Origin of the sequence: Pigmentibacter sp. JX0631 (genome assembly GCF_029873255.1) — a bacterium.
In the GTDB taxonomy this organism is placed as follows: domain Bacteria; phylum Bdellovibrionota_B; class Oligoflexia; order Silvanigrellales; family Silvanigrellaceae; genus Silvanigrella.
This window is the reverse complement of sequence record NZ_CP123622.1, coordinates 1391637-1415868: the sequence shown is the minus strand read 5'-3', so window position 1 is coordinate 1415868 and position 24232 is coordinate 1391637. Positions and strand designations below refer to the sequence as shown.

The 24232-nt window shown below is 29.7% G+C and carries 20 protein-coding genes; 2 read left to right on the top strand and 18 right to left on the bottom strand.

What is annotated here, in order from left to right:
* Nucleotides 1-276: 276 nt before the first annotated feature.
* The 18 genes from QEJ31_RS06130 to QEJ31_RS06045 form a co-directional block, all read right to left on the bottom strand.
* Complete coding sequence (locus QEJ31_RS06130; protein ID WP_280592907.1) at nt 277-771, bottom strand: hypothetical protein; 495 nt, start codon at nt 769-771, stop codon at nt 277-279.
* A gap of 164 nt (nt 772-935) precedes the next feature.
* Nucleotides 936-2750: a HEAT repeat domain-containing protein gene (locus QEJ31_RS06125; protein ID WP_280592906.1), complete on the bottom strand. Its 1815-nt coding sequence runs from the start codon at nt 2748-2750 to the stop codon at nt 936-938.
* On the bottom strand, nt 2737-4383 hold the full coding sequence (locus QEJ31_RS06120; protein ID WP_280592905.1) for a hypothetical protein: 1647 nt from the start codon (nt 4381-4383) through the stop codon (nt 2737-2739). Before QEJ31_RS06120 ends, QEJ31_RS06125 begins: the two co-directional genes overlap by 14 nt.
* A complete protein-coding gene (locus QEJ31_RS06115) occupies nt 4380-5519 on the bottom strand; it encodes a hypothetical protein (RefSeq protein WP_280592904.1) in 1140 nt (379 codons plus the stop codon). The genes QEJ31_RS06120 and QEJ31_RS06115 overlap by 4 nt, the downstream gene beginning before the upstream one ends.
* Nucleotides 5516-6322, bottom strand: a complete 807-nt coding sequence (locus tag QEJ31_RS06110) for a hypothetical protein (RefSeq protein ID WP_280592903.1) — start codon at nt 6320-6322, stop codon at nt 5516-5518. Before QEJ31_RS06110 ends, QEJ31_RS06115 begins: the two co-directional genes overlap by 4 nt.
* 5 nt (nt 6323-6327) lie before the next feature.
* The gene (locus tag QEJ31_RS06105; RefSeq protein WP_280592902.1) at nt 6328-6903 is read right to left on the bottom strand and encodes a hypothetical protein; all 576 of its coding nucleotides are present in this window, start codon (nt 6901-6903) and stop codon (nt 6328-6330) included.
* A 232-nt stretch (nt 6904-7135) separates the two neighbouring features.
* Nucleotides 7136-8542, bottom strand: coding sequence for a hypothetical protein (locus tag QEJ31_RS06100; RefSeq protein WP_280592901.1), 1407 nt, complete (start codon nt 8540-8542; stop codon nt 7136-7138).
* Between the two features lie 192 nt (nt 8543-8734).
* Nucleotides 8735-9181: an NUDIX domain-containing protein gene (locus QEJ31_RS06095; protein ID WP_280592900.1), complete on the bottom strand. Its 447-nt coding sequence runs from the start codon at nt 9179-9181 to the stop codon at nt 8735-8737.
* A 4-nt stretch (nt 9182-9185) separates the two neighbouring features.
* Nucleotides 9186-10400, bottom strand: coding sequence for a tetraacyldisaccharide 4'-kinase (locus tag QEJ31_RS06090; RefSeq protein WP_280592899.1), 1215 nt, complete (start codon nt 10398-10400; stop codon nt 9186-9188).
* Nucleotides 10393-12132 (bottom strand): ABC transporter ATP-binding protein, encoded by a 1740-nt coding sequence (locus QEJ31_RS06085; RefSeq protein ID WP_280592898.1) that lies wholly within the window; start codon nt 12130-12132, stop codon nt 10393-10395. The genes QEJ31_RS06090 and QEJ31_RS06085 overlap by 8 nt, the downstream gene beginning before the upstream one ends.
* Nucleotides 12132-13361: a lipid-A-disaccharide synthase gene (lpxB, locus tag QEJ31_RS06080; protein ID WP_280592897.1), complete on the bottom strand. Its 1230-nt coding sequence runs from the start codon at nt 13359-13361 to the stop codon at nt 12132-12134. The genes QEJ31_RS06085 and lpxB overlap by 1 nt, the downstream gene beginning before the upstream one ends.
* Nucleotides 13362-13364: 3 nt before the next feature.
* Nucleotides 13365-14186, bottom strand: a complete 822-nt coding sequence (gene lpxA, locus QEJ31_RS06075) for an acyl-ACP--UDP-N-acetylglucosamine O-acyltransferase (RefSeq protein ID WP_280592896.1) — start codon at nt 14184-14186, stop codon at nt 13365-13367.
* Nucleotides 14187-14197: 11 nt separating this feature from the next.
* Nucleotides 14198-14665 (bottom strand): 3-hydroxyacyl-ACP dehydratase FabZ, encoded by a 468-nt coding sequence (fabZ, locus tag QEJ31_RS06070; RefSeq protein ID WP_280592895.1) that lies wholly within the window; start codon nt 14663-14665, stop codon nt 14198-14200.
* A 25-nt stretch (nt 14666-14690) separates the two neighbouring features.
* Nucleotides 14691-15695, bottom strand: a complete 1005-nt coding sequence (lpxD, locus tag QEJ31_RS06065) for a UDP-3-O-(3-hydroxymyristoyl)glucosamine N-acyltransferase (protein WP_280592894.1) — start codon at nt 15693-15695, stop codon at nt 14691-14693.
* Nucleotides 15692-16297, bottom strand: a complete 606-nt coding sequence (locus QEJ31_RS06060; protein ID WP_280592893.1) for an OmpH family outer membrane protein — start codon at nt 16295-16297, stop codon at nt 15692-15694. Before QEJ31_RS06060 ends, lpxD begins: the two co-directional genes overlap by 4 nt.
* Nucleotides 16298-16332: 35 nt before the next feature.
* A complete protein-coding gene (gene bamA / locus QEJ31_RS06055) occupies nt 16333-18687 on the bottom strand; it encodes an outer membrane protein assembly factor BamA (RefSeq protein ID WP_280592892.1) in 2355 nt (784 codons plus the stop codon).
* A gap of 170 nt (nt 18688-18857) precedes the next feature.
* On the bottom strand, nt 18858-19547 hold the full coding sequence (locus tag QEJ31_RS06050; protein WP_280592891.1) for an ABC transporter ATP-binding protein: 690 nt from the start codon (nt 19545-19547) through the stop codon (nt 18858-18860).
* 12 nt (nt 19548-19559) lie between these two features.
* The gene (locus QEJ31_RS06045; RefSeq protein WP_280592890.1) at nt 19560-20849 is read right to left on the bottom strand and encodes an FtsX-like permease family protein; all 1290 of its coding nucleotides are present in this window, start codon (nt 20847-20849) and stop codon (nt 19560-19562) included.
* A gap of 204 nt (nt 20850-21053) precedes the next feature.
* Between QEJ31_RS06045 and QEJ31_RS06040 the strand changes: the two genes are divergently transcribed.
* Nucleotides 21054-22268 carry a KamA family radical SAM protein gene (locus QEJ31_RS06040; RefSeq protein ID WP_280592889.1) on the top strand — a complete coding sequence of 405 codons (1215 nt, stop codon included), beginning with the start codon at nt 21054-21056 and terminating at the stop codon, nt 22266-22268.
* A 125-nt stretch (nt 22269-22393) separates the two neighbouring features.
* Nucleotides 22394-24004, top strand: coding sequence for an aldehyde dehydrogenase family protein (locus QEJ31_RS06035; RefSeq protein WP_280592888.1), 1611 nt, complete (start codon nt 22394-22396; stop codon nt 24002-24004).
* Nucleotides 24005-24232 lie beyond the last annotated feature (228 nt).

Genomic DNA, 24232 nt, shown 5'->3' with positions numbered 1-24232 from the left:
GAAGTAAGATAATTTGTTTATAACTATAAAACAGAAAATTTAAATATATTTTTTTGTTTAAAATGTCAAATATTAAAATTTGTAGTATTGATTTTATTTTATAATCTATTTTTGGAAATCTAATGAATAGAAAATTATTAATTGGAAGTCTATTAACAGTATAAAAAGTAAAATATATTTATAATTTTAATAAAAAAAATGAATTTATTTTAATAGCAGTAGAAATAAATTTAGTAAATTATTTCTACTGCATATGAATGAGACAATTTCACATAATCACTGATTATGTGAAATTGTAAATATATTAGCGTTACCTAATACTCTGTGTTGAACTTGGTAGTATCCAGTAATATCAAGAGTACCAACTGGGAAAGTTGGATAGTAATTATCAATAAAATCTGGTTTGAAAACATCAGCTTGGTTTACTCTTATACCAAATTCTTCGTCTCCACTTGCGGCTGTAAATTTAAAATTCATTGTAAAAAATGAATTAAATGCTGCTGCTGAATTTAAATCTTCATTTCTTTTTAAATAATTTGATGGTCCTATAGCAACACCATTAAAGTTTACATTTGGTCTTGCACCACCAAACCATTGGCCAGGATTATCTACAGTTGTAGCAATAAATACTTTATATCCAGTTTGATTATTAACTTGTAAAACTGTTCTATTTACATCAGCATAAGGAACAACAACTTTTGCAGAACTGATTTCGACTGCTTGGATACTATTAGGTTCTACGGCCTCTACTTGTGGTGGCAAATCAAACATAAAAACCTCCGGTTAGTGTTTAGAAAATCCATAAATATTTTATATTAATAGGTATTAAATTTAAAAATATTTGTCATTTTTTTGTCTATTATTAAAATACTATATTTTTGTAAAACATAAAATTATTTAATTACTATTATTTATTTCAATTGATTAAAGAAGTTTTAAAAGTCATATTTAAATCTTAGTAAAAGATTTTCGGCATAGGTTCTTATAGATTTGGCACTATCATAATTTTTTGCATAATTAATTTCGTTTTGCAGTCCTATCAAAGAAAAATTTTTCAAAACTTGCATTCTAATCAGTTCTGAGGGACTTTCATGTAATAAAATTCTTTCTAATGAAACAATATCATCTCTTTGTTTGCGAAAAGAAATTGCTTCTAAAGCAGAAAGAGTAACACTTTCTCTTTTTTCATTGCGTAATACTTTTGCTAGTAAATCATCTGGTTCTGCTAGATTTATAAACCTTAGCGCATAAACGGCTGCTTTTCTTACATCTTCATCACTTGAGGATAATTCTTGTTTTAATGTTTCAAGAATTTTAGAATCAGCATAATTTCCTAGTGCATAAATTGTAACTTGTCTTTTTATGGAATTAGGATTTTCTTTTAGAATATTTAGAAGTGAGTTAAATATATAAACTTCTCTTTCAGGAGAATAATTTTTTAAGTTACTTGCAATATTGCCCAATGCTAGTTCTGCAGTATTATATAAGTTTAAATTATTATTCGGATTTAATTGTGCGAAAATAAAGTCTTCAGTATTTTTTGAGGGATGTTCAACATTTCCTAAATTACCTAAAATTACAATTTTTCTATTAAGATCTTTTTCTTGATTAAACAACTCAATTAAAAACGATTGAGACTCAGGAGTTCCTAAAGAGATAGCAGCAGATATTAAAATATTTTGAAAAGTATTGGAAATTGAATTTTTATTTGTGAAATTTAAAATTTCATTGAAAGTATTTTGGTTTAAGCTCATTAAAGATTTAAGTTGCAGGAAATATTCTGTTTCATTTTCCTTTTTACTTTCTGTGTAACTATTAAGAAAGGAAGAAAAATCTTTAAATTTAAAATTTTCAAGTAACACTTTTTTCATTAGTCTTTCGTTTATTTCTTCCCCTTTTAAATCATTACTAACAAGTGAATTTAGAATTTTTTTATCTAGTGCAGAAGTTTGCTTTTCAGTAAGTACATTTTTCTCAAAAATTGTATTTTCTTCCGCTATCATTCTATTATTTAGGTATGTTTTTGATTTTCTAATCATGCTAATTTTTTTGCTCAAATTTCTTTTATCTAATGTAAAAGATGTAATAGAATCAGATGAATATTTTTTCTCAACATTTTTACCCGTATTTATAACATAGGAATTTGTATTCGGAAGATCATCAACAAATCTTCTTTGTAATATACCTGAATGAAGAAAATTATATGAATATTTGCTTTTACCTTCAAATCCGAGCAATTCATTTTCCCATATTTTTCCTGATCCATTATAGTTTTTGAAATTAGCAAAGGAATTTTTTACATATTCTTTATACAAATTTAAAAGAAGAGGTTCGATATCTTGACTGCTTTTTATCTGTATTATTTCACCTATATTAGAAACTAGAATATTTACAAATGCAAAATTTGGTTCGATAGAATTTATATTTAAAATAGATGAATTTGATTTTACTTGGATTTTTGAAAAATCAAACAAGAATTCTAAATTGTCTGCTGAGTTTAGACAAATTTCAGAAATTTCACCGTTCAGTTCAAAATTTAATTTTTCAGGGTTTTTATTAAACTGAGAAAAATTTGTTTCATTAGAGGTTTTATAGTTCACAAAAAAAGTTGATTTTTCATTAGGATTGCAACTAATAGGTTTCATTTCTTTTGGAAATAATGATATTTTATAATAAAAAGCTATTCCCAAAAAAAAATTATTGCTAGTGAAGAAATGTAAAATATTTTTTTCATTCTTAATCCTTCTCAATCCATTTTGCTAAAATATTGTAGTATCCATTAAATGCTTGATTTAATATATCACTATTTTTTTGAACTAACGATTCTGATTTAATTAAATTTAAATTACTTTCACTGTGTAGATCATTTGCAATAGAGTTCATGGTTTCGGAAATTCGATTTAAAACTTCAAATTCAAGTTTATTTATTTTTTCTTCGCGTTTTAATTTTGTATCAATAGCAAGTTGTTCTTGGACATCCTCAACACTTAAGTCACCTTTTGCTGAAAAGCCAGTAGGAGTAAGTTTAGCAGAGTAATCAAAAATTGTTGCGTTTACTTGGTAACCATTATAGCTCCAAAGGCTTGTTGACCATTCTTTTCGTTCAACAAATCCTTTCCAAAATTTCCAAGAAGGTAAATAAGCATAAACAAAAAGCCTGATGTCACCTTGTAATGCATTTAATTGAGTTGTTCCTAATAATTCTAGTTTTAATGCAGGGACATCATTAAATTCAACAAATCCTCCTGCGGAAACACGAGTGTCAATTCCTACAAGCAATAGACGCCCTACGACACCTGCTCCTGCTACATAAATATCTACCGCTGCAGAAGCATAAGCATCAATTCCCGCATAGTGCTGAAGATAGGATTGGACTTGTAAAGGAACCAATTCAACACCCCAGCGCATAATATTTTGGCCTCTAATACCAGCAGCAAGCCTTACTGGAATAGGTCCAACTGTAAAGCGAGTGCTTACTTCGTGTTGGATTGGTGTATCGAATAATGTTTTTTCTTCCTTATAACCTAATTTGCCAATATCTTGATCAATGGCAAATAATGTTTTTCCAAAAATGTCTGCAGTTACTTTAAGTTTTCCATTTTGATTTCCTGGAGAGTTTGTTGAAGCCCTTGCACTAGCAATGCTTCCTTCCCAAACTCCAAGAACAGCTCCATTTAATCCTGCATTTGCTTCACTGTTTACTTCAATTTTACTTGCAGCAACTTTATATCCAGCAAAACCATTAATATAAAATTTTGATTTTTGACCTTTTTCGAATGACCAAGTTTTTTCTTTTTTGAAACTTTTTAATTCTACAGGTTTAAAAGTAGGTGGACGTGGAACATCAAAAGGCGGAATTTGTGTAATATAATCATCGAGCTTTCGTTCATTTGCAATTCTTCTTAAATCTTGCATTGAAGGTGTAAAAGCTTGATAATTTTTTAAGGCAATTGTTACTTTATTAAGCCAGTCAGAATAACTTGGCATGGAGTTTTCAGGAGAAAAATTCATACTTTTGTCAATTGATTCTTTCTGCTTTTCTAAAAGACTTAGGCAAATATCTAATTGGCTTAAACTATATTTTCCATCGGCATCACGAAGTGAATAACCCCATTGGTTTAAAGAGTATTCCATTCCATTTATTTGATTAAAAAAATCAATTGCTTTAATTTTTGAAATATTTCCATTTCTATCTGTTATTTGTATCTCATCGGTTGGAGTTAATATTTTCCCTGTATCTGGATCTAGCAATGGAAATGGTTTGTATGTTAAAGGAGTTTTTTTATTTTCAATTAAATTTTCATTGCATGATAATGAAAAGCTATTAAAAAATAGGAAAAAGTTTAAGAGTATAATAAATAAATTAGAATAATTAAATCTCATTTTTTATATTCCTCATATACTTGCGACAATAAATTTTCAATAAATTCTAAATTACTGTCAGGAAGAGTAGATAAAGTTTCTGTATCAATCGAATTTATTATGTTTAGTTTTTGGCAAGATAAAGTATTATTTTTATTATTGCAATCAATACTTATATTTGCATTAACTAATTCATAGTAATTTTTTAAATATTCATAATTTTTTATATTTAATTGTGTTAAACTTCTGAAATGATTTTCAGTAGCAGAACATAAATTAGTTATTCGTTCTTTTATTGGGAAAAGATATTTTTTATCAATTGAACTTTTTTCAAGATTAGAAAGTTGCGTCAAGCAATCTTCTTTACTTTTAAGTAGTAAGTTTTTTGCTTTAAAATATTGCATATTTAAAACAAATTTGTCCATTAATTGCTCTGAATTTAAAATTTGAGAGATTGCTTGATCTGAAAGTTTTGATGCGTCTAGCATAGCTTGAAATTCTAAAATAGCATTCTGCAGTGGAATTTTTATGTTTCCCACTAGTTCTGTTTTTAGTTTAGCAAGTGAAGCTTTTCTAGTTAATTCTATTAATTCGTTAATTTTTTCTACCTTGTCACCTTGAACAATTCTATATTTATCCAAAATTTGTATTAATCTAAATTTGACTTTTTCAATTTCATCTATAATTTGTTTATATTCAGTAAGTTTATTTGAATTAAATTCAGGCATTTTATTAATTACAAGTTTTGCTTCGTTAACTTTGTTATTAATAATAGAACAATTCTGTTTTAGAGTTTCTCCTTTATCTATTTGCTTTTGCAAAAAATTTTTTACACTGTTTTGGACTAAATTAGTATTTTCTTTGTCATGTAAATCAATCGAAGAAAGTAAAAATGACCAATCATTAATCCAAATTCCTAATTGATTTGTACAGTTTTTAAAGTGATAATCTAAGCCTTTACTTCCAAGAATTAAATTATCTCTTATATAAATAATTCTTCCATAATATTCAGATAAATTATCAATATCAGAAAGTTTACTTAGAGCTTCTTTTTCTCTGCGATCTAACTGAGCATTATCTGGCTCAGATTCTGGAAAAATTGTAGATGTTGTAATTAATGAAATTATTGATAAAATTACTACATTTATTTTTTTCATAATTTCTCCAAAGAATTATTTATTTTCAATTTTAATTCATCAATAATTATCTTTAAATCCGCATCTAATTTTATTTTCCAGTAGTCCACTATTTCAATAAGTTTATTAGCTTCATTAATTATTTCAAGAATTTTATTTTTGTAATAATTAATCAAATTTTCTTTAGTAGCTTGGTCAACTTGTATTAACTCAGGTCTATTTTGCAATACGCTTTCAATTGATGAAAGTAATAATTTTAATTGCAAATTTTGTGGATATAAATTTGAAATTTTTTTAATTTGGTCATAAAAAAGTGAGAGTTTATTTTTATCCCAATTATTAATTTCTAATAAATTCTTTGCAAGCTGAAATGATTCAGAAAAAGTTCTTAATGTTTTTATCATATTTTTTGCATCATCATTCCACATAGTAATTGTCTGTAGAGATGGTGTTTGTTCTGACTGAAGAATTGTTAATTCACAATTTTTATTTAAAATTTTTGCATATAATTTATCAGGGTTTAAAACTTTTAAAGCAGCTCTTGCTTGAAAAGTCGAAAGAATTTTTTGAATTTTTGTACTTCTTTGCATAGGATAAAAACCAAATTCAGTAGAAATACCAACTTGAAAGTCATGACCTTCACAATCGAACTTATAGTTAGTAGAAAAATCCATTTGGTATTTTAAATTTTCTCCAATAATAAATTCTTCGATGTGACAACCTGTTTTGTAAAGTTCATCATATTCACAAACGAGTAGATTTTTTGAAAAGACATTTGAAATAGTGAAAAAATTTATTACAAAAATTAATATTATTTTTTTCATAAAATTTACATCCTAGCTTCAATTGTAATTGTTCTAATGCCTAATTCTAATTTTGGTATTACACTTGAAATACAAAATTTCATTTTACCAGTTACGCTATCTCTTGAATTAAAAATGAAAGGTTGTTGAATAAAATCATTTGCAACTGTTTTAGCTTCTATATATGAGTTCATGTCTCTATAATATAAAACTCGCATATCGCTAAGAGCTGACAAATAAATATTACTTTCTTGGAAAGTTGTATTTCCATTTGAAGAAATATTTTTAATTGTAAAAATATTAGTGTTGTAATAGTCACTTAGTTTTTCTATCCAAATTAAAGCTTTTGCTTTAAATTCAATTTGTCCAGTTAATTGTGCATTTGCAGGGATGAATATAGGTACAGTAGATACGATGCAATTATTTGATCCTGCTCCACTTGGATAAAACCAGTAATCACCTTGTATGTTTCCTGTATTAAAATTAAAGTCCGATTTATCAAAAATAAATCTTGTAAAATTATCAAAGGTATTTATAGTTACTGCATTTGAATTTGAAAGAAGGAAACACCCTACATAAACAAAAAATAATTTTTTAAACATATTTTTCTCCAATTTATCAATTTAATATTTAAAAAAATAAAGTATATTCCTCCTAACTTTTGTATAAATTAGTATGTGAAAAAGTGGGTATTCTATTTGAAAGTTGAACTTACTAAAGAATTATTGATTGATAAATAGTCATTTATTTGACTTAATTGTTTATAAACTTAAATATTATAAATGCTTATATTTAAAAAATTATATATTAATATTTCTAATTTGTAACAAAATATTAATTTAAATATCCAAATTTATAAATAGAAAATTGCTTATGGAGTGCGGGATCTAGTATTAAATAATTTTTGTTATCTTCAGGATTTTTTTCACCACGAAGTTTTTTAAAATGCTCAAATACATCATCAGCAGTGTTTATATTTAAATTTTTAAGTTTTTCATTTAAAAAGAAGGATACTGCAATAGGTGTTGAAAATGAACTAACGACATCTGTTCCAACTGGCTTTGTTGTTCCTACATTGAATATTGAAAATTCTACAACACCTTGCGCAAAATTAAAGGGTCTCGCTGTTTCAACTGCAATATTGATATAAACATCTGTACATTGTTCAGAATTTTTATTTTTTCCAATAACAATATTACTGTTTCTTTCGTTTAAGCCATATTCAGGTATGTTCCTATTTAAGGTATTAACTACTCCAACACGGATTCTGTTTTGCATTAGTTTACAATCGGAGTAATATTTTTTATCATTACGGTCTATAATTTCATTCGCAGATACGTTTGCTTGGAAAAGAATTACATCATTTTTATATACTATGTTTACTAGAAAATCACGAAAGTAACTTTCATTAATTTCTTTCATAAAATCGTCAGATAAATTGCAATTTAATTTACTAAGCGATTCATGAGATATTCCTTCAGATAAAGAAATAAATTTGATATGATATTTTTTAATTACTTCTATTATTTTACCGCTTTTTTTTATAAAGTAATTATATAGATTCGATTTTTTTTCTTCATCACTCGATTTATTATCACAAACTATTTTTTCAAAATTACTTGGTTTTTTATGGATTAATACAAATTGGGCTTGCGGAGAATTATTAGCTATAAAATTAAAAATATTTGTTGAATGGCCAGAAGATTCATCGATAAATTGTTTTTGCGAAAGTTCATTGGCAAAATTTTTGTTAAATTCATCTTGATTGACATTTAATTTTTCTGCAGGCACAAAGCCGTATTTTTCATTATTAAGAATATCTGTAAGAATTTCATTAGCAGCTAAAGGTATTTCAATCTGTCTATTATCTTCAACTATTTTTCCATTAGAGTCTTCAATATAATTCCCTAATACTCTATTCCGGTATCTAGTGTAAGCAGCTAAAGCCATGGCACTATCGTCAATGATAAGGACCCGATATCCCTCACTACTTGCATTTTCTTTTGCTTTTCCAGCTGATAATGTTGCTTTCTGTTTGCAATATTCTCCATTTATTGCACAACTTGTTTGCCACTTATTTATAATATTGTGAATATCCTGATTAACTGGAGAAAATTTATTTGTCACTGGTGAATAAAAATCTATGCTTTGCTCGTCATTTGATTTTTTTTGACAGGAAAAAAGAATTAGGTTAATTATAAAGAAAGTAAAAAAATTTAAAAAAAATGTTTTAATTTTCATAATTACACCTTATAGGTTAGTTTTTAGTATTAAACTATAGAAATATTTATTTTACAATAAATTAATATTAATTTTTGATTTTTTATTGATTGGTTAATTAAAAAAATTTTAATTAAGTGATAAAATTTCCTGAAATGTTTGATTACTTAATAGATTGCTATTTTCATTCCAAATATGTTAGTTAAAAATAAATTAATTAACAATCCCAATTTCTCGGCAGAAATCATAAAAACTAGCTTTTTTCCACTCTGAGTAATTACTTAAAAATTGTTCAATTGTGAACAGATCTACTTTTTGAAATTCTCCCACTGATTTTTCTAAATGTATGCTCTTTATATCTTTAATCTCTATTAAAAACCAAAGTTGTTCTTGACCAATATTACCTTCAAAGCGTGCTTTTTTTAAAATATGTTTAGGAAAAAAATACCGTCTCCAAAATTTTGATCTATAAATAATTTTAAAATCTTTTTCTTCTATTCCTAGCTCTTCTTTAGTTTCGCGAATGATTGCTGCAATTGGAGAGGAGTCAGAGGTTTCTATACCGCCTTGGACATTTTGCCATTTATTATGATCGCTGCGAAAACATGCTAAATATTTATTTTGGCATTTAATTAGAGCCGCTACATTTTTCCTGAACATCATTTTACCTTTTAAATTCAACAAGTTTAGTAAAGAAGTCTTCTTTTTCAAGATTTAGATTATAAAAAGAAACATCAATCGAACATAATATCGTTTTTTTTAATTTAATTGCAAAAGCAAAATCAAGATGTTGACACCAACGATAATAATCTTTTAAAGTGAAGATAAGAAATTCAGAGTTATTAATAAAATCAAGGGCATTTTTCGATAAATTTCCATGATCTCCTAATGAAAGATGCTTAAAATTCTTTTGCGGAAAAAATTGCTTTAAATCTAAGAGAAACCTATCCGGATTAGCAATTCCAGTAACAACTGAAATATTATTATAAGAATTACTTAGAATTGAGATTGCTTTAGAATCAATTTCTTTAAGAGAATTACCAGGACTAATTTCATAGAAAATAGTTTCCGAACAAACAATAATATCTTGTATATTTTCTTTTAAATTAAATATTTTTATACAATTTTTTATAGTTTTGGAATAATTTTTTAAATTTTGATAAGATGTCCGAGACCAAAATCTAAAATCAAAATTAGTTAGTAAGTTCTGAAAATCATTTTTTCCAAATCCTTCCCTATAAGGACCAATCGGTAATACGTAAAGAGGGCTCTGCAATAAAAGTTTAGGATCCCATACGCAAATATTTATGTCTCTTGGGCATTGGAAATGTTGGAGACCATCATCAAGAAGAAATACATATTTTTTATTACTATTAGATTCTTTTAATTTTTGCTGGGAAAAATATTTTAGGGATTCTGCTCGATTTGGATTTTGTAAGATATAAAACTCTTTATTTATATTTTTATGCAACATTAATTTTTCAAAATGTTCTCTATTTTCATCGGAAAGAAAGTCTTTAAATTTTTGTTGTTTACTATCTACGTTTACTGACTTTATATTACTACCTATACCTCTTGAAGCAATTGCTACAACATAGTTATTATTTAAAAATAATTTAGCTATTTCTTGCACAATAGGAGATTTTCCAGTTCCTCCAATTAGTATATTTCCAATACATATAATTTTAATATCAATTTCATTGTTAAGAACGGAAGTTTTTTTACGATAATTTTTTTTTCTTCGTCTTTTAGCTTCAAGAAATATAAAAAAAGAAATTAAAAATAATATTGGTAAAAGCAACTTAAAAAAGAAATTTTTTTGCTGTAATGGTAGATTTAATTGTCTCCTTAATTTTTGACTAAAGGAGTCATTAAGCATTAGCAATAATCTCCTTTGGAATGCCATGTTTAACTATATTTCCATTTTCAAAAATGTAACAATAATCAAAATCTTTTATTTCATGGATAGCGTGTGATACAGCTACGACTGTATTCTCTGAATCTTTACTTTTCCAATTTTGGATTGCTTTCCAAAAAAGTTCAGAGGATTTTGCATCAAGATTAGCTGTCGGTTCATCTAAAAGAATTAGCTTTGGATTTGGAAAAAGTGTTCTTGCTAATGCTACTCTTGCTTTTTCTCCTCCAGATAAACCATCTCCAAGATATCCAAGGTTTTTATCTAAAAATAATTTTGCTCCTGAGTCGGAATATGAAAGCATAAGAGCGATAATTAAATCTTTTGCTTTTTCATCAGCTATATGTTCAGGATAGGAGGTTTCTGCATAAATAATATTTTCTTTAACTGTTCCACGAAAAATATAAGGTGATTGTGAAGTAAGGAGAAAATCTGGAATAATTTTTATTTCACCGCTAGTAGGGATAACTAAACCTGCAAGTGATCTTAAAAAGGTTGTTTTACCTGCACCACTTTCACCAATAAATGCAATTTTTTTTCCTTTTGGAATGCTCAAAGAACAGTTTTTAAGAATTTCTTTTCCAGTTTCTGTAGTATAAGAAACATTATTTGCAATTATCGCTGCAGTTGATGATAAAGGCAAAGGATTTGGTTTAGTCAATTTCGAATTAGAAAAGTCTCCTAAGAATGATTTAACTCTTTGTAAAACAACCCTTATTTCACTAAAAAAAGTAATAGAAGAAGTAATATTCTTTATATATTTAAATGAAAATGCAAGAAGTATTAACATTGATGAGTAAGTACTAGCTTGAAAATCACCACTATAGTTTACTCTCCAAGCAAAAATAATACCAAGCAGAAAAGTTGCAAAGAATTCCATTGCAGGCGTAAAAAAAGTTCTTACAAATAAACTTTTTTTCATTATGAAATAATTTTTCAGATTAGTTACTTCAAAATCTTCTTGTTCTCTTTTGTGACTTCTTAAGGCATTTATTGTAAGTAAACCATTTTGACTAGAAAGAATTCTTGTTGATATTGCAATTTGATGTTTTTGACTTTCACGGGTGTAGAAATTAATTTTTTTTGCTACATTTTTTAAAATTAAACCTAAAGGAATAAATACGCAGCATCCAATAATAAATGCTTGCCACGAGATCATAAGCATAGTTAATACTATTCCCAAAAGAACAAAACAATCACGAAATGAACTTATTGTTCCTTTACTAATAGCTGCTTGTAGCAATGTTGTATCTTGCATTAATTGATTAGCGATAAAATCTGGATCTTTTTGATCTAATTTATTTCCTGGGGAAGATAAAAATCCTTTTAACATTTCTTCTCGTAACGAATGTGCTACTTTATGTCCAGCTCTTTCCGTTAAATAATTGCTCATAAATCCGCTAATTAATTTTATCAAAGATAAAAGAACAATTAGAATAGGGATAATAAAAATGAGATCTTTTTTATCTAAAGTTTGATCGAAGTGGAAATAGTTTTTAAGCTGCCCAGGAATCAAATTTATAACTGGAATTCTTGGTGTTGTGTAAAAGACTAATTGCAAAAGAATTGCCACTGAAAGAGCAAGTGTTACTTCTGAAAGAGAATAAATTGGTAACCAGGGAGAGCCCAATAAAATATCTTTTTTACCGGAATTCCAAACTATTTTTATAAATGAACCTTGGTGCTCTTTTTTCATTACTTAATCCGATTTTCATGGTGCAGCTTAAATTTTAATTCGCTGTTAACATTATATTTTTCAATACAATTAAGAATAGCAACAGCAGCATTTTGTGCAGCATTAGGTGGAAAAGTTTTTCGAACTTTTTCAAGCCCTAGTAAAACATTTTTAGTATATTGGTCATCATTAAAAACTTTTAAAGCATGACTAACTAAATTTTCAGTTGTGGCTTTTTCTTGAAGATATTCAGGAATAATTTCTTTATTTTCTGATAAATTAACAAGAGAAACATATTTTACTTTTATTACTTTTTTAGCAACGTAAGCTGTTATTGGTGCTAGTTTATAAAAAACACTCATTGGAGTATTAAAAAAAGCAGTTTCTAGCGTAGCAGTTCCAGAACAAACCCAAGCATAACTTGATCTTGCCATTACATCATAAGCATTACCAATTCCAAAAGTAATATTATTCTCAATCCATTGTTGATTAAAGCCAAATTTTTGAGCTGTAATAAGTACAATATCTTTTACAAAATTTGGATTTAATGTAGGGGCAATTGGAAGATCGCCAGTTACTTTAGGTTCAATTTTTTTGAGTTCAATAAAAGACTCTATAAGCAAAGGTAATAAATTTTTAATTTCGCTTTTTCTACTTCCTGGTAGTATTCCCACACGATAAGGAATTTTATTAGATTGATGTTCCTTTAAATACTGATCAACATTATCTTTTAAAGGATTGCCGACAAAAATAGTATTTACTTTATTCTCATTAAAAAAATTTGTTTCAAAAGGTAATATGCTTGTTACCAAATGTGTATACTCTTTAAGTATTTCAGTCCTTTTTCTGCCGTGTGACCATGCTTTGGGTGGAATATGATAAATTACAGTAATTCCTAATGCATAAATATCTTGAAGAAGTTTTAAATTAAATCCGGGATAATCAATTAAAATTACTGCCAGCGGTTTGCGGACAATAATTTCTTTTAATATTTTTTTATATGCACTAGATATTAAAGAATAATGCGAAATAATTTCAGTTAAGCCAAATACAGCCAGATCTTCAACTTTGACTATATCTTCAACACCGAGATTGCGCATATGCGGACCTGCAGATCCCCAAAAATGCTGAGTTGCTAAATTTTTTTTAGCAAATTCTTTATTCAGAGCTTCAATTAAAAGTGAAGCTTGAATGTCACCACTTGCTTCACCAGCAACGACACAAATTCCACCTTTTTGGATATAACTCATTTTTTACTCTTCGTTATTTAAATCGTTTGCATTTTGGCTTGGATGAGAAATTCCTCTTTTGGCGTTTTTAATAAATGTAATAAATTTTTCAACTTCAGGAAATTTTATCAAATCTCCTAATTCATTGTATGCAGCATCTAAGGTAGGATGCCCTTTTAAAAACATTATTTTGTAAGCATTTTTTATTGCAGTTCTTACTTCAGGAGAAATATTACGTCTTCTCATTCCTTCAACATTGAGGCCTCTTAAGATAGCTCTGTTACCTTCTGAAACACAGTAAGGAGGGATATCTTTTACTGTAGCCGATCCTCCGCCTAACATAGCCATGTCACCAATGTGGACGAATTGGTGAATAGCGCAGAGCCCTCCGATAATTGTCATGTTATCTATAGTAACATGACCTGCTATTTGTACTGCATTTGCAATGACATTTTGATCGCCGACTATACAGTCATGGGCTACATGTGAATACGCCATAAATAAGTTTTGGCTTCCGATTGTGGTTTTACCACCACCTTGAACAGTTCCTGGTTGTAAAGTTACACATTCACGAATAATATTTTTACTTCCAATGATTAATTCTGTTGGTTCGCCTTTATATTTTAAATCTTGGGGACGATTACCTACAGAGGCAAAGCTAAATACTTCATTCTCTTCGCCAAGGAAAGTATGTCCAGTAACAACCGCATGCCCATGAATTTTTGAATTTCTTCCAATTTTTACATGCGGGCCTATTAATGCATAAGGACCAATAGTAACACCAGAATCAATTTCCGCACCTTGTTCTATAATAGCAGTTGGATGAATTTGTACTGAAGTTGTCATTTTATTAAGTCCTATTTTTGTGGGGCTATTGCCATAGATAAAGAGCATTCAACAGCAACTTCATCATTAATATATGCTTTTCCTTTAAGCCATAAAAAAGGGCCGCGCATTTTATCGACAGCAACTTCATATTTTATGCGATTGCCTGGAGTTCCTGGCTTACGAAATCGGACATCATCAATCGATGAAAGAAATCCAATGTTACTTTCCACAATTCCCATTTCTTTGCGAGTGATAAGCCCAAGAACCGCTCCTGACTGAGCCAATGCCTCTAAATAATACACTCCAGGATAAATAGGATTCTCGGGAAAGTGGCCTCTAAATACAGGATCATCTTTAGTTAGCAATTTACTTGTGATGATGTTTTTTCCTAAATTTATTTCATGCACGCAATCAATTAACAGTAATGGATCTCTGTGTGGAATTACTTTTTTAATGTCATCCATACTCATAGCAATTTTATCAAATATATTATCCATTATTTTTAATTCTCCTATTCTCTACTTATTTCTTGCTTGCTTGTTTAACAAGTCTATTCACAAATGCTATGGTTGTTGCGTGTTCTTTATAAGTTCTTGCAGGTGAACCTCCCCAAATTTCTCCATTTGGGACATTTTTAGAAATTCCTGCTTGCGCCGTTAAAGTTGATTTATCTCCAATTTTTAAATGACCAGCCACGCCTACTTGACCAGCCATAACAACTCTATTTCCAACTATAGTTGAACCCGCTATACCAGTTTGCGCTGCTATAAAACAAAATTCTCCAACTATCACGTTATGAGCAATCATCACTAAATTATCAATCTTTGTTTGGCGGCCTATTTTTGTGTCAGCCATTGCACCACGATCAATGGTTGCATTGGCTCCAATTTCGACATCTTCTGCAAGTTGGACTCCACCAATTTGTGGGATTTTAATATTTTCTTTTTCAGTAGGAGCAAAGCCAAAGCCATCTCCTCCAATAACTGCCCCAGGATTTAAAATACATCTATCTCCTAAGTGGCAACCTTCTCTTACAACAGAATTTGGATAGAGAATACAATCTTTTCCAATAGTGCTTGCAGCTCCAACAAAACAACCCGAATAAATAACGGTATTTTCTCCAATTTGGGCATTTGGACCTACAAATGCAAAGGGGAATATTGTTGCAGTTGGGTGAATTTCAGCTGTTTCATCAATACAAGCTTGATTTGATTTTCCCGCAAATGGATGGTTTGGTTTAAAGAAATGTTGAGATACTTTTGCTAGAGTAGCATGAGGATTGCTGCTAACAATTAAAACGCTTTTTGTTTTATTTAATAAATTTTCAGCGTCTTTTTTAGAGCAAATAATTGCTCCTGCTTTAGTCGTTAAAGCATCATCAAAATATTTTTCGTTGATCAAAAAAGAAATGTGATCAGGAGTTGCTAAATTTAGAGGTGCTACTCCAACAAATTTTTGTTCTTTTTGGAAAGGATTTACTTCACAATTTGTTTTTTCTATAATTTCTTCAATAGAAAGAAAACTCATTTTTTAGCCTCTTTTTTATCTTTAAGATCTTTAGGTTTGTGCATTGCATTGTATTTTTCTATAGTTTTTTGAGTGATGTCTTTTACTTCATCAGCATCTAATAGGACTCCGGCACCACTGTCGAAAGCAACTGTACAGTTTTCAGCTTTTCGAGTTTCTCTTACTATATTGATTAATTTTTGATAGATTTCTTGAGTTGCTGCAATTTCTTTTTGTCTTGCATTTTGTTCAAAATTCATTTGCGCTTTTTGCAATTCTTGAAGTTTTCCTTGGAATTGTTTTTGAAGTTTATCTTTATCTTCAGCGCCAAGTACGGCTTCTTGAGCTTTATACTTTTCTTCAAGCCCCTTTAATTCGTTTTGTTTAACTCTTAAAGCTTCACGATCTTTGTCGATATCAACTTGGATTTTTTGTCTAGCAGCTTCGCCTTCATTCGTTTTTAATATTGCGGCTTGAACATTGACGACACAAATTTTTAATTTACCAACCGAAGAAGCTGAAGTAGTCTTGGATTCATTGGCCATCGAAGCCTGAGAAGAAAGACTTTGCATTAAAAGAGTCGTAGTTACTAAAGCTAATATATTTTTAAAATTTATGACCATTTTTAAAATCCTCCATTTTTTCTTGAAACATATTATTACATATTATTAAAGCTGTCAGACCCAATTGAGAAAATAAAGTGTGCTTGACCTAATTTTCCATTTTTTTCTACTGGAAATGCCCATTCAAATCTGAAAGGAGCGATAGGTGTTGTCCAGCGAAAACCAAATCCCACATCATACTTTATATTATCAGAAGAGAAACTATCGTAATCATCTAATACTGTGCCCGCTTCTGCAAAAGCGACAAATCGTAACCCTGCTTGCGGTATAACTGGTACAAAGTATTCGACTGTTGAGTAAAAGCTTCTGTTACCACCAGAGTCTAAATTGACTGTTTGTCCTGTTAAATTTGAAAGAGTTACTGATTCTGTAGGAGATAAAGTTTCTCCTGCATTTGAGTACCCTTTCATATAATATGCGTTACCCAGTTTTAATCTTTCCCATAATGGAACTGGCTCGTCCTCGTAAATTTGATAAACAAAACGTGGTTGAAAAGCTAGTCTAAAATTTGTTTTGAAATTATCCGAGAAATTTACAGGAATATAGCCTGAAAATAGGGCTGAACTTGAGCCAAAAGAATACTGACCAAAGTACCCTTTGAATGCAATAGCATTCGTTCCAGAAAGAAAAATTCCTGATGTGGGGTTAAGGTAGTTATCAGTTGCGTCATAAGTCAGGTTTTGAATTATTTTTTCAGTTGAGCCTGATGCGTTGAACTTTCCTGTTAGAGGAGAAGTAGGATCTGTGGTGGTGTTAGCTAAAGAATAACCAAGGTTAAATCGTAAATTTTCAATTACTTCTCGCCCAACAGTTAAAGTTCCAGATACAACATTTTGGGTTATATAGATTTTATTAATTGCTGAACTTGAAGTTAACGAAGAAACATTATGGGAGTAATTTCCGCCTATACTGTAACTCCAAGGACTGTCATAAATACTAGGATTTCCGAAGTTCAAACCGATGGCGTAATTAAATTGGCTGTTATCTTGTTGGTTGGGACTAATTTGTCCATTAACCCCAATATTATACGCTTTTCCAAGAAGGTTTGGCTCTTGATATTGTAGCTGGCCGAAAAAAGAGATTCCAGAACCTGACATATCAGGGGAAGCGCCAAGAGAAGCAGAAATTTTACCAGTAGGTTTTTCTTTAATTATTATTTTCAAATCCATTGCGTGATTTTGTTCATCAGGCTCTTGGACTATTTGAACGGTTTCAAAAAAACCAAGTCGTTCTATATTTTGTTTACTTTTTTCTAATTTTGTCGAGCCAAATAACTCACCTTCTGTTACCTTCAAGGCTCTTCTAATGACGTTATCTCGTGTCTTTACATTTCCTTCAACATTAAATTTTCTGAAATAAGCTTTTTCGCCCTTTGTAATATTGTATGTAATGTCATAAATTCTTTTTACACGATCAATATTAAAAGTAGGATAAACGTAGGCAAATGCGTAGCCTTTGTCACCATAAATTACTTTAAGATTTTTCATGTCATAATTAAACTTTGATATCCGGTATATTTTACCTTCTTTTAAAGATAATTGTTCTTTGATTTCTTCTTCGGTTAAAATTAAATCTCCTGTAATAGAGATTTTACCTATATTAAAACGTTCACCTTCTTCTATAAAAAAAGAAACAGCTATATCTTTTTTATTTCTGTCTAATTTTGATATTGGAGAAGCAACCGTTGCTTCTGCATAACCATTATCTCTATAATAATATGTTAAGTTTTGTTGATCAGCAGCAATAAATTCATCTTTATAAAGTCCAGCGCCAGTTATTATTGATAGCCAAGAGTATGGTCTTGTTGCCATAAAACCTTGGAGTTCAGAATCATTAAAGTATTCATTACCTAAGATATCAACTTTTCTGACTTGAATAGGTCTATTTTCTTTTACTTGAAAAACAACGTTTACAGATCCTTGTTCTGTAAGTTCAAGACTGTAAGTGGGTTTAGATAAATAGTAACCTTTTTCGGTATAAGCTTGTTCAATACTGCGCAGATCTTGAGATAATTTTTTTTCATCAACAATAGTATATTTTTTTGTAAGAATTTTTTCTTTTAATGAGGAAGCAGAAACTACATCAAAACCTTCATAAATAATATCATTTACAGTAGGCTTTTCAACGACAGATACTATTAATTCGTTGTTTGTTCCTTTATCAAATTTTACATCTTGGAAATAGCTACTGCCAAAAATATTTTTTATATCAGTAGAAACAATTGTTGGTGATAATTTTGTTCCTACTTTTATAGTCATTAAATTTAATATTGCTTCATTTGTTACTGTTTTATTTCCTTGAATGACTATTTTAGTAACCGTTTGACTCCATTGCGCTGAAAAGGGAGCTGATGGTTGTGCATGAGAATTCATGGCAAGAAGACTAGCCACGCTAAATAAGCTGTAAACTGCTTTATTCTTTGAAAAGTGTATTTTGAAACCTGGCATTTTGGAATTACTCACATAAGCATAGCTGAAAAAGTTATCAACAAATTTGCACTATTCACCATTTGAGGGATTTTGGCAAATATCTGTTCCCATGGGACGATTTGTAATAAATTTTAGATTTGACTTTTATCATCTGAAAGGACAATCCCGTCTCTAAGCCTGATTCTTCTTGGTAATGAATCAGCAAATTCATTATTGTGGGTCACTACTAAGATTGTTGATTGATATTTTTTATTGATTTCTTTGAATAAATCATGAATTAAATAGGCATTTTTTGAATCTAGATTCCCTGAGGGTTCGTCAGCTAAAACAAGTACAGGATCATTTATTAAAGCTCTAGCTATGGCAACTCTTTGTTGTTCTCCACCACTAAGTTGGCCTGGATAATGTTTTAACCTTTTTGTTAAACCAACTGTTTCTAATAAATTTTCAGCTTTTTCTTTTACTATTTTATTTTTCTTCCCAGCAATAAGGCCTGGCATCATAACATTTTCTAGGGCATTAAACTCAGGCAATAGATTATTATGTTGAAAAATAAATCCTATGTGTAAATTTCTAAACGAACTAACAAGCTTATCATTTTTGCTAAAAGGATTTTTGTAGTCTACGAAAATTTCACCGCTAGAAGGTGAATCTAGAGTTCCTAATATATGCAAAAGAGTGCTTTTACCAGAACCGCTTTCTCCGGTTACAGCAACAATTTCCCCTTTTTTTACTGCAAAATTAATTCCATTTAATGCATTTATTTCTTGTTCACCAAATTGATATACTTTTTTTAATTGTTTTACTTCTACTGCTAGCACATTTTCTCCAATTTAATTTCTAACTGATAATATTTCAATAATATCCAAATTTTTTACTTCAATTGCAGGCCAAACAGCGGCTAACATTGCTAAAAAAACACTTCCCAGAGAGATAATAATGAGATCAAAATAATTTACTAAGATAGGTAACGGCTTAGATGAATAAGAATGAGTTATAAAAGGTATTTGATAATTATGAATAAAATACAAGCATAATCCACCTAAAATGAGTCCTATTACAACACCAGCAAGACCAATAATAAATCCCTGCCACAATAAAAGCCGGCTTAGATCTAATTGCTCAAAACCCATACTTCTAAGAATTGCAAATTCACTGGATTTTCTTCGCACTGAAAGTAATAATGAAATAGAAATACTAAAGCAACCCACTAAAATTATCATACTCATTACAAAACTCATTCCCCACTTTTCTAAGGTTAGAACCTTTAAAAAAGCACTATTTGATTCAGTCCATGGAATGGCTTGTAGTCCTAAAGGGTTTAATTTTTTATTTAGATTTATTGAAAAATCATCAGCATCTAAGGGGTTTTTTATTTTTATTTGAATTCCTTTCCAAGTATTATGAGTTTGGAAAAAAATATTTGCTACATCAATAGATGAAAAAATTACTTTTTGATTTAATGCTAAGTTTTTCAAATTTACATTTGCAGCAATAACTACAGGAAATTGAATTGGAGAAAGGCCGCCCGGTCCCTCATCGGGTTGTGTTGAAACAAGGGTTAAACTGTCGCCTACATTCAGGCCTAATTGATTCATCAAGTCATAGCTTAATATGATAGTAGGAAAATCGGCTGATTTGTAGATATTTTGCGCTTTAAGCTTTTTATTTAGGATGTCTAAGCTACTATTTTTTGAAAGATACTTCTCAATTCCTAAGGTAAGTGGAGCTTTTTCAGGTGAAATACCTTCTAATCTAGCCATTTGCCCTTTATTACCTGCCTGTAAAATTACATCTCCACTTTGATAAGGAGCAGTAGAAAGAATATCTGAAGAGAAAGATTCAATTTTAGAAAGAAGAAGTGGATCAATAGGAATAAGATCATTTTTATTTTTAGCTATAATTTCTATATGTGCATTTAAATTGAAAAGATTATTTTTTATGTCTTTGACAAATCCTCCCATCACACTTAAAACTACTGTAAAAGCAAAAACTCCAATTGCAACACCGGTTACTGGCAATAAAACGCCTATTGAAGAAGCGTTTTTTCGCGTTCTGCTAGCCCAAGAGGAAAAGAGGTAGCGGTATAAAAGAAATCGAATTGCTTTAGCTTTTGTTTGCATTTATTAGTCCTAATACAAATCTTGAGTTATGGCTCTGAGAGAGTTTCACTTAACTAAAAAAGTCACAATAATTGTTTACAAGGATAAGTAATTGTGTACAAGAAGGTGGGGATAAAAATAGAAAATATTTTAATTCCTGTTTATTATCTAACGATATTATTAAATTTGTAACTAATTGTAAATAGAAATAAAGAAAGAATCAGTATGTCGTTTGTTTATCCAAATCAGTTGCATATCAGAACTGCATTTAACAAAAAATTAGTAACACAAACGGGCGCTCAATTATTTGGTGTACCAGAAGAAACGTTTTCTAATTGGCGTTGGCAAATGAAATATCAAATTCAATCTGGCGAAGATTTTCCTGGAATTATTCATTTTTCTGCAGATGAAAAAAAAGCTTTTTTAGAGTTAAAAAATGTATTTCATGCAGGAATCAGTCCATATTCTATTGCATTAATAGATTTTATTAATGAAAATGACCCGGTTCGGTTACAATTAGTTCCTAAATTAGAAGAATTAAAAGACAATTATGGAGTATTAGACCCACTAAATGAAGTTACTAATTCACCAGTTAAAGAAGTGGTTCATGTTTACAAAGACAGAATTGCTTGGTGTGTTGCGCAGCTTTGCCCTGTCTATTGTCGTTATTGTTTTCGCAAACGGAGAGATGGTGAAGAAGGTTTGCATTTTAATCCAAAAATAATTGAAAAAGGCTTGGAGTATATTTCTAGTAATAAAAATATCCGGGATGTCCTAATAACCGGCGGAGATCCATTTATAGCACATGATGGAACAATAGAAAATTTATTGAAAAAACTTAGAGAAATACCACATGTTGAAATTATTCGATTTGGCACTAGAACACCAGTTTCGTTACCTTACAGAATAACAACTGAATTCGCTGAAATGCTGGCAAAATATCATCCTATCTGGATAAATACTCATTTTAATAGTGCGCAAGAATTAACACCAGAAGCTGCTTCAGCTATTGATACTTTACTAAAAAATGGAATACCTGTTGGAAATCAATCTGTATTTTTAAAAAACATTAATGACGATGTTACTAAAATGCGAGAGTTAGTAAATGGTTTGGTAAATATGCGCGTACGTCCATATTATATTTATCATCCACAAATAGTTGGTGGAACTGAGCATTTAAGGATACCTATTGAAAAAGGGTTAGATATCATGCGGCAATTGCGAGGGAGCACAACTGGTTTTGCAAATCCTCAATATGTTTTAGATACTCCGAGTGGAAAAATTCCATTATCACCAAATCATCTTATTGCTCGTGATGGTGATTATGTCATTTTAAAACAGTTAAATAATGAGCCTTGGGCCGAACCGAGTCCTTTAGAAGGATATGTTCCACAAATCAGTTTAGAAGAAAAATCATACCCGCATGCACAACGAATTTAAAAATAAAATTAATAAGTAATTGAATTTCTTTTCCAAATTTCTTTAATCTTGTAGAAAATAGATTCCTGTATTATGAGAAGCTTTTGAAAGCGTTACAAGGAGTTTTATTTTCAAGGGAGAAAAGTATGTATAAACTTTCTTTAAAAATGCCCAATAATGAAATGATAATTAATCCAAGAGAAATAGATTCTGAGTGGGAAAAATATTCTATTGCATTAAATAAAGTACCAAAACAATTTGATGTTCCCATGATTATTAATGGAAAAAAAATTTATTCGCAGAATAAATTAAAAAACTTTAATCCTGCAAATGGGGAACTGCTTGGAACTTTACAACAAGCTGATTCGGAGCATGCAAAATTAGCAATTGATGCAGCTTTGAATGCAAAAGAAGCTTGGGCAAAATTATCGCCTGCATCGAGAATCCAAAAATTTAGAGACTTAGAAAATGTTTTATTGAAATGGAAATATGAATTATGCGCAACCTCCACAATTGAATGTGGATATAATAGTTATGAAACCTATGTAGAATGGGCAGAATTAATGGATTTTGTCCGTTTTAATAACTATTTTTATACAGAACTTTTAGCTGAAGAATTAGGTGACGGTTGGGGAGAAACAAACCAACTTCAACTCCGACCGCTAAAAGGATTTACTTGCGCAGTGACTCCTTTTAATTTTCCACAAGCAATTGGATATCACCTTCCTTTAGTAATGGCTCTTACTGGAAATACTGTTATTTGGAAACCTTCTGATGATGCTGTGTTTAGTGGATATCTTTTAATGCTCGCTTTGGACGAAGCCGGTTTTCCTCCGGGCGTTATTAATATGATCACCGGTGATGGCAAACCTTGTTTACCAAGTATTTTAACGCATCCAGAGTTAAGTGCAGTTAACTTTACTGGTAGTTTTGCAACCGCAAGAATTTTTGGAAATTATTTATTTAACACAGAAAATTCACGCATGAATTTTCCAAGATTTATTGCTGAAACTGGCGGGAAAGATTTTCTTGTAGCAGATAAAAATATTGATGTTGTTGATACTGCTCGGTCTATTGTACAAGGTGCTTTTGGAAGAAGTGGACAAAAATGTTCGGCTAATAGTGTTGCAATAATTGATGAAAAAGTTTGGCCAGAGCTAAAAAATGTTTTGTTGGTTGAAACTAAAGCGTTAAAAGTATGTAACCCAACAGAAAGATTATGTGATGTAGGTCCCGTCATAAATGAAAGGCAATTCAATAAAATTACAGCTTTTATTGAGAGAGCGAAAAAAGATTCTAATTGTAAAATTATAGCTGGCGGTAATTATAGTAAAGAAAAAGGCTTCTATGTTGATCCAACAATAATTGAAGTTTATGCTGATAAACATGAATTACTAAGTGAAGAAATATTTGGACCTGTAATTGCAATTAAAACTTATAAACAATTTTCTGAAATTGAACCAATAATAACACAGCATAATTATCGTTTAACTGGAAGTGTAATAAGCTTAGATGAAAGCTTTTTAGAAAAAGCAATTCCAATTTTAAGTCAATTAGCCGGTAATTTTTATGTTAATAGAAAAACAACAGGGGCTATTGTTAACATGCAACCTTTTGGTGGTGATGGAGCTAGTGGTACAAACGGAAAAGCTGGTGGTAAATGGTACTTATTGAACTTTGTTTCACAAGGAACCATTACAAGAAGAAATATTCGTTCGACAACTCAGTCAGCATTAGACAAATTCACAAAATTTTAAATGGAAAGATTAAAGTTGTTTATTGAATAATCATAATTAAAAATTGGATAAAATCAAATAAAGACTTAATTTTAAATATTAGCTAATACTACAAATGAAAAATTTAATATTTTATTATATATTTATCCAATTTTTTTGCAATTCTTTGATACTTAATTAGATTTTCTAAATTTTATAGAATTGATTTAAAATACATTCCCAATAATTATGTGAAAACATTTTTCACTT

Excerpts from the sequence above, each read along its gene's own strand:
- QEJ31_RS06130 (WP_280592907.1), bottom strand. The coding sequence starts at position 771 with ATGTTTGATTTGCCACCACAAGTAGAGGCCGTAGAACCTAATAGTATC.
- QEJ31_RS06120 (WP_280592905.1), bottom strand. The coding sequence starts at position 4,383 with ATGAGATTTAATTATTCTAATTTATTTATTATACTCTTAAACTTTTTC.
- QEJ31_RS06115 (WP_280592904.1), bottom strand. The coding sequence starts at position 5,519 with ATGAAAAAAATAAATGTAGTAATTTTATCAATAATTTCATTAATTACA.
- QEJ31_RS06110 (WP_280592903.1), bottom strand. The coding sequence starts at position 6,322 with ATGAAAAAAATAATATTAATTTTTGTAATAAATTTTTTCACTATTTCA.
- QEJ31_RS06105 (WP_280592902.1), bottom strand. The coding sequence starts at position 6,903 with ATGTTTAAAAAATTATTTTTTGTTTATGTAGGGTGTTTCCTTCTTTCA.
- QEJ31_RS06100 (WP_280592901.1), bottom strand. The coding sequence starts at position 8,542 with ATGAAAATTAAAACATTTTTTTTAAATTTTTTTACTTTCTTTATAATT.
- QEJ31_RS06095 (WP_280592900.1), bottom strand. The coding sequence starts at position 9,181 with ATGTTCAGGAAAAATGTAGCGGCTCTAATTAAATGCCAAAATAAATAT.
- QEJ31_RS06090 (WP_280592899.1), bottom strand. The coding sequence starts at position 10,400 with ATGCTTAATGACTCCTTTAGTCAAAAATTAAGGAGACAATTAAATCTA.
- QEJ31_RS06085 (WP_280592898.1), bottom strand. The coding sequence starts at position 12,132 with ATGAAAAAAGAGCACCAAGGTTCATTTATAAAAATAGTTTGGAATTCC.
- lpxB (WP_280592897.1), bottom strand. The coding sequence starts at position 13,361 with ATGAGTTATATCCAAAAAGGTGGAATTTGTGTCGTTGCTGGTGAAGCA.
- lpxA (WP_280592896.1), bottom strand. The coding sequence starts at position 14,186 with ATGACAACTTCAGTACAAATTCATCCAACTGCTATTATAGAACAAGGT.
- fabZ (WP_280592895.1), bottom strand. The coding sequence starts at position 14,665 with ATGGATAATATATTTGATAAAATTGCTATGAGTATGGATGACATTAAA.
- lpxD (WP_280592894.1), bottom strand. The coding sequence starts at position 15,695 with ATGAGTTTTCTTTCTATTGAAGAAATTATAGAAAAAACAAATTGTGAA.
- QEJ31_RS06060 (WP_280592893.1), bottom strand. The coding sequence starts at position 16,297 with ATGGTCATAAATTTTAAAAATATATTAGCTTTAGTAACTACGACTCTT.
- QEJ31_RS06045 (WP_280592890.1), bottom strand. The coding sequence starts at position 20,849 with ATGCAAACAAAAGCTAAAGCAATTCGATTTCTTTTATACCGCTACCTC.
- QEJ31_RS06040 (WP_280592889.1), top strand. The coding sequence starts at position 21,054 with ATGTCGTTTGTTTATCCAAATCAGTTGCATATCAGAACTGCATTTAAC.
- QEJ31_RS06035 (WP_280592888.1), top strand. The coding sequence starts at position 22,394 with ATGTATAAACTTTCTTTAAAAATGCCCAATAATGAAATGATAATTAAT.